The 13,921-nt window shown below is 64.1% G+C and carries 14 protein-coding genes; 5 read left to right on the top strand and 9 right to left on the bottom strand.

All coding sequences use genetic code 11. The annotated features are described in order from the left end of the window. Nucleotides 1-532 precede the first annotated feature (532 nt). The 3 genes from AC4D2R_RS17765 to AC4D2R_RS17755 form a co-directional block, all read right to left on the bottom strand. The gene (locus AC4D2R_RS17765; RefSeq protein ID WP_490941428.1) at nucleotides 533-820 is read right to left on the bottom strand and encodes a hypothetical protein; all 288 of its coding nucleotides are present in this window, start codon (nucleotides 818-820) and stop codon (nucleotides 533-535) included. 574 nt (nucleotides 821-1,394) lie between these two features. After that, nucleotides 1,395-2,036, bottom strand: coding sequence for a hypothetical protein (locus AC4D2R_RS17760; RefSeq protein ID WP_490941427.1), 642 nt, complete (start codon nucleotides 2,034-2,036; stop codon nucleotides 1,395-1,397). A 567-nt stretch (nucleotides 2,037-2,603) separates the two neighbouring features. After that, a complete protein-coding gene (locus AC4D2R_RS17755; RefSeq protein WP_490941426.1) occupies nucleotides 2,604-2,969 on the bottom strand; it encodes a VOC family protein in 366 nt (121 codons plus the stop codon). Between the two features lie 394 nt (nucleotides 2,970-3,363). Here AC4D2R_RS17755 and AC4D2R_RS17750 point away from each other — a divergent pair, with 394 nt between their 5' ends. Beyond that, the gene (locus AC4D2R_RS17750; RefSeq protein ID WP_490941425.1) at nucleotides 3,364-4,176 is read left to right on the top strand and encodes an alpha/beta fold hydrolase; all 813 of its coding nucleotides are present in this window, start codon (nucleotides 3,364-3,366) and stop codon (nucleotides 4,174-4,176) included. A 486-nt stretch (nucleotides 4,177-4,662) separates the two neighbouring features. Here the strand turns inward: AC4D2R_RS17750 and AC4D2R_RS17745 are convergent, their stop codons facing one another. Next, nucleotides 4,663-4,944 (bottom strand): DUF4192 family protein, encoded by a 282-nt coding sequence (locus tag AC4D2R_RS17745; protein WP_490941424.1) that lies wholly within the window; start codon nucleotides 4,942-4,944, stop codon nucleotides 4,663-4,665. 1,008 nt (nucleotides 4,945-5,952) lie between these two features. Here AC4D2R_RS17745 and AC4D2R_RS17740 point away from each other — a divergent pair. Both AC4D2R_RS17740 and AC4D2R_RS17735 read left to right on the top strand, forming a co-directional pair. Then, on the top strand, nucleotides 5,953-6,426 hold the full coding sequence (locus AC4D2R_RS17740) for a GNAT family N-acetyltransferase (RefSeq protein WP_490941423.1): 474 nt from the start codon (nucleotides 5,953-5,955) through the stop codon (nucleotides 6,424-6,426). Between the two features lie 713 nt (nucleotides 6,427-7,139). Further along, entirely contained in the window at nucleotides 7,140-7,277 is a 138-nt protein-coding gene (locus tag AC4D2R_RS17735) for a hypothetical protein (RefSeq protein WP_490941422.1), read from the top strand. Between the two features lie 277 nt (nucleotides 7,278-7,554). Here AC4D2R_RS17735 and AC4D2R_RS17730 read toward each other — a convergent pair whose 3' ends face one another. From AC4D2R_RS17730 to AC4D2R_RS17720, 3 genes are all read right to left on the bottom strand, one after another. Continuing rightward, complete coding sequence (locus AC4D2R_RS17730) at nucleotides 7,555-7,815, bottom strand: hypothetical protein (RefSeq protein ID WP_490941421.1); 261 nt, start codon at nucleotides 7,813-7,815, stop codon at nucleotides 7,555-7,557. A 326-nt stretch (nucleotides 7,816-8,141) separates the two neighbouring features. Beyond that, complete coding sequence (locus AC4D2R_RS17725) at nucleotides 8,142-8,495, bottom strand: hypothetical protein (RefSeq protein ID WP_490941420.1); 354 nt, start codon at nucleotides 8,493-8,495, stop codon at nucleotides 8,142-8,144. Nucleotides 8,496-8,722: 227 nt separating this feature from the next. Next, nucleotides 8,723-9,358, bottom strand: coding sequence for a DUF305 domain-containing protein (locus AC4D2R_RS17720; RefSeq protein WP_490941419.1), 636 nt, complete (start codon nucleotides 9,356-9,358; stop codon nucleotides 8,723-8,725). Nucleotides 9,359-9,799: 441 nt separating this feature from the next. On the opposite strand from AC4D2R_RS17720, the gene AC4D2R_RS17715 reads away from it, so the two are divergent. Continuing rightward, nucleotides 9,800-11,029, top strand: coding sequence for a heparan-alpha-glucosaminide N-acetyltransferase domain-containing protein (locus AC4D2R_RS17715; RefSeq protein ID WP_490941418.1), 1,230 nt, complete (start codon nucleotides 9,800-9,802; stop codon nucleotides 11,027-11,029). A gap of 102 nt (nucleotides 11,030-11,131) precedes the next feature. Here AC4D2R_RS17715 and AC4D2R_RS17710 read toward each other — a convergent pair whose 3' ends face one another. Both AC4D2R_RS17710 and AC4D2R_RS17705 read right to left on the bottom strand, forming a co-directional pair. Then, nucleotides 11,132-12,211, bottom strand: coding sequence for a sensor histidine kinase (locus tag AC4D2R_RS17710; RefSeq protein WP_490941417.1), 1,080 nt, complete (start codon nucleotides 12,209-12,211; stop codon nucleotides 11,132-11,134). Nucleotides 12,212-12,267: 56 nt separating this feature from the next. Beyond that, entirely contained in the window at nucleotides 12,268-12,990 is a 723-nt protein-coding gene (locus AC4D2R_RS17705) for a response regulator (protein WP_490941416.1), read from the bottom strand. A 626-nt stretch (nucleotides 12,991-13,616) separates the two neighbouring features. On the opposite strand from AC4D2R_RS17705, the gene AC4D2R_RS17700 reads away from it, so the two are divergent. Further along, the gene (locus tag AC4D2R_RS17700; protein WP_490941415.1) at nucleotides 13,617-13,763 is read left to right on the top strand and encodes a hypothetical protein; all 147 of its coding nucleotides are present in this window, start codon (nucleotides 13,617-13,619) and stop codon (nucleotides 13,761-13,763) included. Nucleotides 13,764-13,921: the final 158 nt, after the last annotated feature.

Raw genomic sequence — 13,921 nt, 5'->3', positions numbered from 1 at the left:
GCGGTGCTTACCCGCAGGCGGCCATTTCAACCGTCCGAAGCCAAGGCCTCCTGCGGCCTATCGTGGACCGGATCGTCGACGCCTCGCGGGCGCTCGGTCCGGGTTTGCTGTTGTCGACCGGTGGGTGCACCTCGAGGTCCACGATGGCGACACCGGGTCCCCGGCCTCTAGTCAGGTAATTATGCCGGGACCACAATAAGCACCCGCGGTGATGTCCGGGGAACATCACGGCCGCAAGTCCAATCTGTGGAGGTGTGCCGTGGCATCAGGGCCGCTCGATCTGCTTCCCCGAGGGAAAGCGCACTTGTCGTAAAGCTAGTGTGCTACCGCCAGAACCTTCACGGCCTCGTCAATAATCGTTTGGGGCTTCGACGAGCAGCTTCCATGTCCCCCTGCCTAGCTGGTACGCCGTCCCGCTGACAGACGCCGTGTGGGGATAGCCCTGACGGCGTGTTCAATGAAGTTGGGCAGCCCTAAGGGGCCCAACAGCGGAGTTCTTTCCCGCGAACCTCGCGTTCGACGCAAACGCGGCCTACCGGTGATCGCGGATCAACTCGCCGGTGACATGGCGATACATTTCGTACGAATCGATGTCGGGATGGCTGGCCGCCGCCCAGGCGCTTAGCGCATCGCTATAGTCGCTGAGTGGTCCCCCCGGGTCACGAACGCGACGTCTCGCTTCGGCACGCACTTCATTGACGGCGGCCCGCACCTGCGCTGGGAGGACCGGTTCCTCCCGACGGCTTGCCGGGTCGGAAAGGTGCTTATGCCAGGCCTTGCTGTGGGACCTCAGCGCTGCATTGAGCTGTTTGTCGTTCATGCCCTCGATTATCAGGGCATGGCGTGCAAAAGCGCATCAGCCACGCACTGACCCCAGACCTGAGGACCACACCGGAAGAAAGGCGACGTATGCACCCGATGCTGTGCACTTGTGTGACATAGTTCCGGCCTACCTGGGTTGATGATTCTGTCCTAGCGGTTACGGGCGCAGCGGCGTGGATGTACACCTCCGTTAGAGGTGGCGGATAAAGGCGGTGAATCGGTCAAAAGCAGGTGCCGCACAAACCGTTCCCTCGCCGCCCCACTTTCTCCGGCCCGATCCACCACCAAAAAACCCATATGAAACCTGGTGGCACTGAGTCGCGTTTACCCCGCCCGTAAAACTGTCCCGCTTTGGTGGCTCGACCGCCACTGAGGTCGGTTCGACAGCCGACAGAAAGGGAGACGGTGCAATCCCCCGCGGTCGATCGTTGATTGAGAAGGGCGGAACGCCAGGTCAGCATGAGTCCATGGGCGAGCCGGCCGCGGCGGGCGCCGTACTGAGGTGGAAGCTGCAGGAATCTACTACCTCCCTTGTTTCAGACTCGTACCTGGTCTTGTCGTTACGGCGTAGCCTAACCTTCAGCTGCCGACAGCGCTGATAACGGTTCACAACTGACCGTGTTTAGTTGGTTCCTGCCATTGTTGAGCACTATCAGCCGGTCAGGGGAGGGGTACAAATCCTCCACGCCGGCAAGCTCGCCCGCCGCTGCGTTGATAGTTGTCGGTTCTCCATTACCACCGAATACCACCTGTCCCATTTGAACGACGATGAGTTTGTTACTGGCGATGCCTTGTTTGGAGTAGCGGTAGTCAAGTCCCAAGACAGGAAAGCCGGAGAGAAACAGTTCTGCTTGTGTGACCGGTTCCACCAGAGGTGCGTCGGGGATGCGAAATATGCTGAGGTCAGCTTCCCACAGCCCATCCTCTGCCACTCCTGGAGTCCCGGGCTGCCCACATCCTTTGAGCACATAGTGCGGTTGTCCCTCTTTCGTTTGGACCGGCTTGCCGTCCGCGTCGGGATGATGCTTGCGGCACTGGGCAACAGGGTCAGCCGGCGGCTGTAAAGCCGCTATCAGGGACCATGCCGCGATGACTAGGCCAGCCACCCCTAGGGCGGCGGTAGAAATGAACTCAGGACGCTTCCATAACTTCGACCACGAGTCCTTGTCCTCGGGGTCATCCCGGTGAGTTGAGCCGCTTCGCTTGACGCTCATACGGGGAGTATCCGCTTAGGCCTCGGACTCGTCAACGACTACATTGCGAAGGTTAAGCACCGAACAGCATCACTGGTGGGCCGTCCGTTAGCCTCCCCACTCACCCACACCCTGACTGGACACCAATGCGGGGCCGGACTCGCTGAGGGATCCTCAGCTTTGAACTACCGGGTCGTAATCGCAGCCGGCAAGTGCACCGACCGGGATTGACCGGCCACCCGCAATCTAGTATTGATCTTTCCTCCAGATGCGGGTATCGGCCAGGTTGCTTGTTGGCGATGGAATAGGCGACCTTACAGCGAGATTGAATTCACTCCAGGCGGGCATAGGCCAGCGAGGAAGTAGCTGATCGGAAAGCTCCTGTTGCACTGACCGCCAGAATCCGCCGATGTCTCAACCGGACGCATTCTCGAGGTGGGCCGAATAGTTGAGTTCGACGTTGCAGCGGTCTTGGGTTCTGTCGGCTTCTCGCAGCTGTGGATGCCTTGGTGCGGGGGAGAACTTCGCGTAGCCGACCTTGTCCGGGGAAGGTTGATCCACGACCCCTCGCTCAGTGCCGAGGTCAATCTAATGAGCGGCCTCGGCCTCGGAGCGCAGGATGCAGAACTCGTTGCCTTCAGGATCAGCAAGTACAACCCACCCCGTACCGGGTCCATATTTGCCGCGGAGGTCATCGACCGTCGTGGCTCCGTGAGCCAACAGCACCTCCAGCTCCTGGTCGCGGGTGCGGTCACGCGGCCGCAGGTCCAGATGAAGGCGGTTCTTCCCGCACCGCCGCTTGGCCGCAGCGGCGTCTGGCACCTCGATGAACAACAGCCGATGTCCGGTTCCTGGGTCAAGGATCATGCACTCCTCGTCCCCGGCCTCGTTGGGATCATCCTCGATGTCGGTGTAGCCGAGCACCGGCTTCCACCAGTTCGAGAGAGAAGGCATCGGCGCAATCAATGGTCGTATGCGATATGAAGGAGGTCATGGACCGAGTTTGCCCCCCCGGCCATCGCAGTAACAACCTGATCCGCCGACCGAGACCCGAAGGCCAGTCACCCAGCCCATTAGCCGATCCCTCTACGCGGCACTTTACGGGCGCGTCCAACGCGGCAACGCAACAATGCTTCGTTCCAGCTTTCCTGTATTGCCAAGGGCATCAGGCACCGATTCGGCGCGATCAGTACGGCGTCCGGTTGCAGTGAGTTAAGCAGACCACTGATTAAGGTGGAACACTGTCGCGGGGGCGTGCCGGCCCCATCATTGAGGTCATACAGCTCGTCGAGAGTCACTGATTGGTGAGGATGTGCGGCTGTACGGATGGCCAACATTAGGGGGAAATGTGAATGACCCTGGTGCTGCCTGGCTGTTCACGGTGGTGACGGTCGAGTCTGAGAATGAAAAGCTCAGCGCCCTGGCCCGTTCGGGGCAGGGAGTTCCGATCGTGGTCGTGCACGGGGTGATGGCGGATGCATTCTTCTGGAAGCAGGTCGCCGAGAAATTCACGCCGGAGCGCCCGGTCCTGGTGCTAAACCGCCGGGGGCGCGCCCCGAGTGGTCCGCTGGATGCGGCGTATGAAGTTGAAACTGAGGTACAGGACCTCCTGCGCTGGCTGGCGACCTTTGAGGGGACAGCTGACCTGGTGGGACACAGCTACGGAGGCCTCATAGCGGTTGAGGCCATCCGGCAGCGCGCCAGTGTCCGTTCACTCGTGCTGTACGAGCCGATCGCTTCCCCGTTCGGCCTGGAGGTGCTGCCGCTCGTGACCGCGGCCGTCAGCGCTGGTGACCTTGACGCTGCGGTCGAAATCATAAACGTAGATCTCTCCGGCTATAGCCGGGAACATGTTCAGGCACTCCGGTCCGGCCCGGCGTGGCCTAAGCTCCTGCAGCTAGCGGCGCCGGCTGCCGCAGAACTGCAGGCGATTAATCAATTCGCTTTCACCGCGGGATCGTGGACTACTCCTACCACTCTGATCGCCGGCGAGCTGAGCAGGAATCGCCCACCGTACGGGCCGAGCCTTGACCTGTTCCGGCGTGCTTTGAGACTCGAAGGTGTCACGCTTCTGGCCGGCCAGGACCACTTAGCGCACGTGACCGCTCCGCATGAACTGGCCCACGCCATAAACGACGCCCTTTCGTCCGTGCAGAAATGAACATCCGATAAGGTCCCTTCGTCCTGTAAAGAAGCGCCGCACCCTGTCAGTGCGGGGTGCGGCCGTCTTGGGGAAGGCCTCTGGTAGGGAAAAGCGGGGGTGTGGACAGTGTCCACACTTTGGCCTCTGGACTCACCCGGACCAGTGCCGGACTGGTCCGGATTGCGGGCGTTTTCGGGGGAGTGGCGGAATTGCAGGGCCTGGAGTCCGGTTTGAGTCCACTTCGGGCACATGTTTCCCCAAATCAGAGGCTGTTTTGCTCTCGGGCTGTGGACAATCCGGCGCATTTTGGGGTCCGGGTGCCGGATCTGGTGGCTGGGTCGGAGTTTTCTGGGGCTGGGGTGCCTCCTTTTTCCCGCGGAGCCCGGTTTCAGCTTTCTTACTAGTTCATGGGGGAGTGGCGGGTAAGCTGCATGACTGTGGTGAGGGCTTTTTGACCTGGTCATCCTCCTCGCCGAGCAGCTCAGGCTAAGTAGCCACCTGGAGTCAGCGAGTCCTGTGCACCATCACTACGAGCAGATATAAGCTACGGCGGCCCTTGGTCGGATTGCCGGCGGCCTCACCGTCGTGTGCCAAGTATTCAGCGATGGTTTGCGCATAGCTGATCTCTGCTCCCGGCTTCGGCAGGTCGACGCGCAGGGTGGCCCCGACGTGGTTGTGGACGAGGGTGATGCGGACAAGGCTTTCGTGGGTCCAAAATCCCAGGGTGTGTCCGATGAAGCTGAGTACGTCTACAGGCGTTTCAATCCTGAACGTTTCCATGCTCATTCTCCTGCACCGACGGGGGGAACAGGCCTGCCTGGTGAATCTGGGCGTCGTTCTGATAGAGGAATCGCCGCTGGGTATGAGGGGCCGGAGTGCAACTTGGGGAACCGGGAGCGATTCAAAAGTTCGCGAGAAAATAAGCGACGCAGGAGCGCCGAGTGTAACTTCTGGATGGAAGCCGGCGCAGGGCGCCCTGGTTGCGCGAAGGGCCCGCCCAGCGATGATGGGTATCAGAATGACAAACAGCGGAGATGCCATTGTTCGTTCATGGGTGGTTCTAGGTGACGCGGTATGACGCCGAAAACTGCTGGGGACTGCCCGCGGCTTTTGTTGACTCGGGGGTTCAGGCCGCTGTGAGCGCGGTCCGGTTGACTGTTCAGGGAGAGGAGTGCAGTCCCGGCCCGAAGCGGTCCGCGCCAAAAGTCGTCAGGGGGTACCTGTAGTTCTGAGGAGTGCCGACGAGGTGGGTGAAGCCATGGCTAGCGCTCCGCCGACGACCAGCCTGACGCGGCACCGCCGGCACGGCCTCTATGCCCCAAGGCAACTAGAAAACCAGGGCATCGGAGGGCATATTCGGCCCACGGCGTGCAGCCACGGGAAAACGGCAGCCGGATCCGACGATCACAGGCTCGGCGGCGAACGGTTGCACTTCCGCAGGCGGCGTACGGGCGCCCGCCGGGAAACAGGGTATCCGGCAACTCCCTGGCGGGCATGCCTCCCGGAAGCGGGGACACCTCCGGCACGGAGTGGGAAGCTCCCTGTCCCGGACTTAGCGCATGAATCCCACCCCCGGAAGCCAAGAAGCCTGCTGTCTTCCTGCCGCGATCCGGCTTAGACTCCAGCACGGATTCCGGTGGGGGATCGGGGATATCGAACGGGGGGCTGACCATGACTAAACCGGCATGGACAGGTGCAGTTTCTGGAGCCGGAACCCCCAAGGATGACCCAGGGTTCATTGGGTCGTCAGGTGCCGGAATTCCGGGCCCGGCCGCTGAAACGGGTGCGGGCGGTGTGGCAACCCGGTTGGAGGACCCTCAGCTGCGTGAGCTGTGCGACCGGACCTACGCACTCCTCGACAGCGATTATCCGCCCCATGAGGCCCGCGCGCAGTACGAGGCTCTCCTGGATGAACTCAAACAACGGGCAGCCGCCTCGAGAGCAGCGACTCCGAAGGTGGCCCGCCCCGCGACGGATTCGCCCTTCGCCTTCCGCGACAACCCACCGCTGTCCCGGTTCGAACTGCATTACCGCGGCACGCTGGCTGGATACGTGACATACGACCTCCACGCCGGTCAGCTGGTATTGGTCAAGACTGTTGTGCAGCCTCCCTTCCGCACCCAGGCCACCACGGTGCAGGCGGCACTGCTTCGCCACGTCATCCTCAACGTGCACCGCCGCCGCCTGGCACTCACCGTCCGCTGCCCCACGGCCAGGGCTTTCCTAGCCGAACATCCCTCGTACGGAAGCATGAATACCAGGCGCTGACGGTGGACCCGCCCGCCCTGTCCGGGCCGATGCCCGCTCCGCGCACAACGCACCAAGCCGGCCAGGACGCGGACACATTTCGGCACGAGGCCCGCGGGCGCACCCGGCACCGCCGGATAGAGTCCGGTCCGGGCCCGCTGCCGGGCGGGCGAGAACACGGCGTGTCTTCGTCTTCACCACAGGAGGGCACTCCGCCACGACGTCGGCCGCCCGTGGCAACAGAGGCCTGATATCCACGGCGCGTACACCACGTTGATTCAGCCCACACCGCCCGAACCGGGTGCCGCCTTCAGCATGGCAAGAAGACCGGGCGCGTCCGCCAGGGAACGTGGTCGCAGCGAGCACGAGTAAGTACTCGAAGGGGAATTTTCATTCCGCCCTCATCCGCCCCGCGCCCGGCGACGAACTGCTTTTGTGTACCCCACACCGCGCACCGGATCGGCCGGGGCCGATTACCGCACCCGAAGGTGTTCTCTCATGATCAGTTTCGGGGCTCCTCGTGCCGCGCCGGACGATCCGTCCACCGCGCGGGGAGCATCCCCACGAATGTCCAGTCATCGACAGCGAAGGTTCGGCATGCCATGAATGAGAAGGATATCGACCGTTTGAAGGTCGCCGCCGCCGACAAGGAAGCAGCCTAATTCGCGCTGGATCACACAGTGCTCAACCTCCAGGAGGCTGTAGCGACGGCCCTGCGCCATGGGGGAGCCCCCATGGTTATCGCGGAAATTACCGACTTGTCCCATTCGGAAGTGCTCGAGCTGCTCGGCGGCGCGGAGGGGGCCGATGCAACCGGAAACTTTGCACTGGCCGACCTAAATCCGCACCGCCAGGGAGATGTTCCCGACTAAACCACGGGGAGGCACTGGACGGTGCATGTGCTCCGTGGGGACCCTGGTATTCCGTCATGCACGCCCAAGGGAGTTCAGGACAGAACCGCAGGGACGGAGGCGGTGCCACACGTGTGGCCGGCATGGTGGAGAAAGAACCTCAGGCCGGTGGAATCTGGGGTTGCACCGGCCTGAGGCACTCAGGGCAGCATCTCAAACCGGCCCATCACGACTCCCTAAGGAGAACCTCAGCGTAGAAGCCGAACATGGGTGTTGCCTGAGCGGTGGAATCAACACCTCACATCGCCTTCACTCCGATGGTCCGCACCGCGCAGCGCACCACCAGTCTGTGCCGGTCGGTTCGGGTGCCGTGGGATAAACCGGATTCATTGCACAGCGTGAACTCCTCGCTGCCTGGCAGCACGAGAATACGTCGATTGGCCGCTTCCTGCTGCACGATGCGCCGGGCCAGATCCTTCAATCGGTTGAGGTAGCCGGGCTCCTCCTGACGTCGCGCATCACCAAAAGCCCACCCGGACAACCGCCCGCACCCGTCCATGACGGACAGTCTACGGACACCGCGGTGCCCTGCACCGAGTCGAACATATTCTTGTTGAAAACGGGAAGGTATTCATGCTGTGGAACGGCAGGACGGGGCCGGCAGCCTGATGTGGTGTTCTGCCCGGTCGGGTCGGCCGTTGCCGCACGGCGGGAAGTGGGCGCCTCAACCACTCCGGAGAGATCCACGCGCAGGAGCCCGCCTTGGATCGTTCCCGGGTGGCCTGCGCGAGATTCCCTTCGCGGATCGGCCGAAGGCCGCCACCGGGAGGTCGGGGATGCCGGTCAGGGCTTGAGGACGACCTTGATGCGGTTGTCCTGCTTCTTTTACAACACCTCGTAGGCCCTGGGCGCTTCATGGACGGGCACCTCATAAGTGATCAATTCGGTGACACCGAGCGGGTCGGCCGGATCCTCCACCAGCGGCAGGAGATCATCAATCCACCCTTTGACGTTGCAGTGGCCCATGCGCAGCCGAATCTGCTCATCGAACAGCGTCAACATGGGCATCGGATCCGCCATGCCGCCATGGACGCTGCTGATGGAGACAGTGCCGCCACGGCGCACAGCATCAATGGTGGAGTGCGGGACGCTCAGCCGGTCCACGCCGGCCTTCTCGATGGCTATTCCCGGAAGGGGGCCCGGCAGCAGGCCGGCCACCTGCTGGGCAAGAGCCACCATCGAAAAGCCGTTGGTTCCATGCCGGCCAGTGACGCCCAGCAGGTGGTGGCAGGGCGGATCCGAGGACGAGGAGAACCGGCCGCGGCGGCTCCACCTCCGGGAGGTTCCGGGGGCACGCATCTGAAAGGGCACGGATAATGCAGATCCGGTACCCAGATTGGGGGAGAAGGCCCGGGCCGGGCCTGCGGTGCGCCAGTCCCCCGGGCGTGGTAGGGGTCTGCCGCCGGTTAGAGGCCGGCGAGCAGGGTTTCCATTTCCCTAATCTCGGCCTGCTGGGTTTCTACGATGATTTCGGCCAGGGCGACCGCCTCAGCATTCTGCCCGTTGTCGATTTCGTCCTGGGCCGCGTCCACCGCGCCCTCGTGGTGGACGGTCATGAATTTTAGGAACAGGCGCGATGCCTCATCGCCTTGGGCGGATTCAAGGTCGGCCATCTGGTCCCCGCTCATCATCCCGCCCATAATCCCGGAGTCACCGCCTCCGTGTCCGCCACCGTGGCCGGGCTCTACGGGTGCGCCCCAGGCTTCAAGCCACCCGGTCATGGTCTCGATTTCGGGGCTCTGGGCGTCCTTGATGCGGGTGGCCAGATCGGTGACCCCGGTGTTAATGCCGTCTTTGGCAAGCAACATCTCGCTCATCCCCACCGCCTGCCGGTGGTGGGGGATCATCGACTGGGCGAACATCACATCCGCATCGTTGTGTTCGGTTGCTGCTTCCTGCCCCGCCCGCGCCGAGGCGTAGGCGCTTTGGTCTGGGCTGGGAGGCATGGTGGAAGTGGTGTCCGCTCCGCCGGTGGCGCCGCATCCGGAAAGGGCGATGGTGGCAAGTGCGGAAAGGGAAAGATAACGCCTGGGAGTCTTCATGGTGTCGAATCCTTCAATGCTCGAATTTACAGCTGTGGGATAGCCCGCAGGGCGGGGCGTACCGACGCTTCGGAGGTGGGTCCCGGTCGGGACCGGTGTGCGCCGTGGGAGGCGGAAGGGCGCGTATCTTGATGTACTGCAGGTACAGAACTGGGTCAGGGAAAGAAAAGTACCGGATTCGATGCCTGATCACCACCGGGTTCCTTTCCATGTCCGCGCCTTCCTCCAGCGTACTCAGGACGCTGCTGTCCGGCCCCGCCGTTGCACGGCAGGCCTCAGGCCGCTGCTCATTCTTCATGGAATCTTGAGAAACCCGTAACCTGGGCGCGACGTGCCGCCGGGAAGCTGGATGCAGCAGGGTCCGGCTTCAGATACCCCGGATAAGGCCGCCGGCCGCACGCCACGAGGTCCCTGACGGGGCCGGCACGAGCAGGGGACGTTATGGGTGGGATGTCACGGGCAGGGAAAGCCGGCCAGGCGGGATCGGATGAGGCATCGGTGCGGCCGATTCGCCGGTTGGCCGGCATCGACGCGGCCCGGGGACTGGCGCTGATCGGGTTGATGGCCGTCCACCTGCTGCCGGATGGCAGCGAGGAGGCGGGGGAGCCGAGCTGGGCGTGGATCCTGTTCTCGGGAGACTCGGCGGCGCTGTTCGCCCTGCTGGCAGGGGTGGGGCTGGCGCTGGCCTCCGGGGGCCGTCACCGGCACGAGGGCAGGGCGATGACCGCCGATCGTCTGGGCCTGGTGGTGCGGGCTGTGCTGATTGGCGCCGTGGGGTTGTGGATCGGGACCGTGATGCCCGAGGACGCGCCAACGGACAACATCCTGATCTACTACGGGGTGTTCTTCCTTCTGGCCCTTCCGTTTCTGCACCTGGGCCCGAAGGCGTTGTTCGCCTCCGCGGCGGGCTTCGGGATCCTCGCCCCGATCCTGATCCAACGGTTAGGGGAAGTGCTGCCCGACTTCGTGTCCCAGAACCCCACGTTCAGCGATCTGGTGACCGAGCCGGGGGCGATAACCGCTCAGCTGGTGCTGAGTGGCACCTACCCGGCTCTGGCCTACATGACCTATGTACTGGCCGGGCTGGGGATCGGGAGGCTGGACCTGCGCAGGACCGAGGTGCAGATCCGGATGCTGGTCATCGGTGCCGGCGTGGCGATTTTCGCCCACACCGCCTCCCACCTTCTGCTCTACGCCTTCGGCGGCTATGAGCGGTTGCTGGACGCCTCCTCGCTGAGCGAGCACGACCTGCAGGAGGCCCTCATCTGGGGGCCGGATGAGGTGCCGGCTCCCACCGGGTGGTGGCTGGTGATCACCACCCCGCATACCAACACCCCGCTGGCGATCGCGGCAAGCCTGGGTGTGGGCCTGATGGTCCTGGGTGTCTTCCTGCTGGTGGGCTCGAAGGCCGGGCCGTGGCTGCTGCCGTTGTCGGCGATGGGCGTGATGACCCTGACCCTGTACACGGTGCACCTGGTGGGGTTGTCCCTTGAAATCCACTACGACCAGCCCTACCTGTGGTTCACGGTCAATGTCGCCGCAGCGGCCCTGTTCGCGGTGATCTGGCGAGGAACCCTGGGACAGGGGCCCCTGGAGCGGGTGGTCGGCACCAGCGTGAAGGGCACCCGCCGGCTGGTGCTCGGTCGAGCCCGAGGTGACAGGGGCAGGTAACCGCCATGGCACCACTACAAAAAGTTTCCCCTCCAAGGCAGAAGGGGCCTGCCACGGGTGCATCGCGCAATCGTCGAGGGAATGCCCGGCCCGGTATGCCGGTCAACGGGTGGGCTTGCGGCGGGGCAGGCGGATCCGGAAGCTGGCCCCCTGCCCGGGCCCGGGGCTGGTCGCCTCCAGGATTCCGCCCTGGGCCTCAACCAGGGCTTTGCTGATGGCCAGACCCAGGCCCGAACCCCCACGGCGGGACTCCCGCCCGGGGTTGGCCCGGTAGAAGCGCTCGAAGACGTGCGGGAGATTTTCGGCACTGATGCCTTCCCCTGTGTCGGTGACCGTGACCGTGACCGCCTCCCGGGCGTGATCGGTGTGCACGGTGATCGATCCTCCGGGCGGGGTGTGGCTCAACGCGTTTTCCAGCAGGTTGCCCAATACCTGGCCCATCCTCTCTCGATCCAGCAGCACAGGTGAGGCGTTCCTGCCGGTGCTCGTGGAGGTGATCGACACCCCCTTGCTGATAGCGCCGGGCTCCAAAGCTGCGACCGCCTGGGCCGCCACGTGCTGGGGATCCTCAATGGTCAGCTGGAGGTGGGTCATTCCCTCCTCGGCGGCGGTCAGCTGCCGGATGTCCCTGGCAAGCCGTTCCAGCCGGGTGATCTGGGCGGAGAGAATACCGGTGGTCCGCTCGTCCAAGGCCACGATCCCGTCCTCGAGACCCTCGAGGTGGCCTTTGAGGCTGGCCAACGGGGTGCGCATCTCGTGCGCCAGATCGGCCAGCATCTGGCGCCGGGTGGTGTCCACCGCGCCGAGTCGGGCGGACATCTCGTTGAAGGAATTGGCGAGGGAGTCGAACTCCGGGCCCAGCAGGGTGGGGTTGACGCGCACGTCGTAATTGCCCGCGGCCACTTCCCCGGCGGCGGCTGTGAAGGAAGCCAGGGACCGTCCGATGGTGCGGTAGAGGTAAAAGCTGAGCAAACCGGCGATATAAAGCGCCGGGAGGCCGCCGAGGGTCAGGGCCGTCAGACTCACTGAGCGGAAAGCGTCCCCCAGGTGGACCAGCCCGCCGGCTTCATTGGCGTGACCGGCCTCGATGAGCTCGTGGTAGAACATGGACGGCCCCACGAGTACCGCGGTGACTAGCACAATGATCAGCCCGACCAGCAGCACCACAGTCTGAGCCAGCATCAGCCGCACGGTCAACGAGCTCCACGGCCGGGTCCGGACTGGGATAGTGGTGGTGCTCATCGCCCGGCCCCCATCCGATAGCCGATCCCGCGAATTGTGTGAATGAAGCGTGGACGGGCGGCCTCATCACCGAGCTTCCTGCGGATCCTCCCCACATGCACATCGACCAGATGCTCGTCCCCGGTCCACCGGGTGTTCCAGACCATCTCCACCAGCTGCCGGCGGGACAGCACCAACTGCGGGTGGGTGATCAGGGCGGCCAGCAGATCGAATTCGATCCGTGTCAGCACCACCGGAATTCCGGCAAGGCGGACTTCCCGGGCGGACGTACTGACCTCCAGATCCCCAACCTGCACGACCTGCCCCTGATCACCCCGGCCCTCGGGCCCCTCTGCGGTGGGCGTGCGGGCACGGCGAAGCATGGCCTGGACCCGGGCCACCAGTTCGCGCGGGCTGAAGGGCTTGGTCACGTAATCATCGGCACCCACCGACAAGCCGACAATCTTGTCGACCTCATCATCACGGGCGGTGAGCATCAACACATGGCAGTCGGAAAAGGTCCGCACCTGGCGGCATACTTCGATCCCGTCGATCCCAGGCAACCCCAGATCCAGTACCAGCACGTCCGGAGCGAAGCCGCGCACCGCCGCCACGGCCTCGATCCCGTCGTGGCGCACCGCGACCTCCAGCCCGGCCCGGCGCAGATACCCCTCGATGAGACGCGCCAGATCCCCCTCGTCATCGACCACCAGCACCCGTCCGGCCGCCGATACGGACATCAGATCCCCTCCTCCATCGAAATACCGCGGATCATCCAAGCCCGAGGGCCGGGTTGCGGCTCACCGATCGTGTTCACGGTGCTTATCCTCCCGCACCAAGGCCCTTTCCCGTTGCCCTCCGAGCCGGTGGGCCGCCATTGCCGTCGGGCTGCTCTACTGCTAAGTGGCCCCCGCAGGGCGCAGCCCTGAAACGCCGCGCAACAACCCCTGCCGCCCACTGGGCCGGTGCTGGGTCGTCAGGATGTCATCGTGGGTCGGCGCGGCCTCGCCGTGGTGTTTAGGCAGCTCAGCCCGCCCCGCTTCCTCGGGCAGGCGTGCGTGGCTGTTTAGCGGGCAAGATCGGTTCCGGCGGATTATCCGAAGGAAAGCGTGGTACCCAGCCCCAGGGTGCATGTACGGGGAGTACGCAAGATCTGCCGCACGAGTACCCGCGGCAGACCGGTTCAAATTCCACACGTACGATCATTCCGTCCGGGTGGACCGGCCGGAATCGACCTCCGATGGGTGGGCTCCGGAGGTCGGCGGGCACCCCCGCAGGCACATCGAGTCCTGACGATGCGTCCCTGGAGCACGGCATGCGGCTTGTTGACCGCTGATGAAGTCACTGCGTCTCACCAATCTTCGAGGTGGGGCGATTTGCAGCTTGCGGCTACGACGGCCGCGGCAAACCTCACGAGCCGGATGCCGCGTCCTGGCCGCTGAAGAACTCCACGATCGCGGCGGACGTCGATGTCGGCGGGCCCGGCGGAGCTGATTCCCCGCAGGGCCAGTGAAGTGAGAACGCGGTGAGGCATCGAGTTGCTGGTATCGAAAGAGGGGTGGAAAACAACAGGCCACCGCAGGAGCCGAAAAGCTCATGCGGTGGCCTGTGGCGCCGGGCCGGATCAGGGTGATCCGGCCCGGCGCCGATCCGTGCTGGCGTTCCCTATGC

The sequence above is a fragment of the Arthrobacter sp. TJ-217 genome, assembly GCF_058269255.1.
This window is presented reverse-complemented; position numbering and strand designations above follow the sequence as displayed.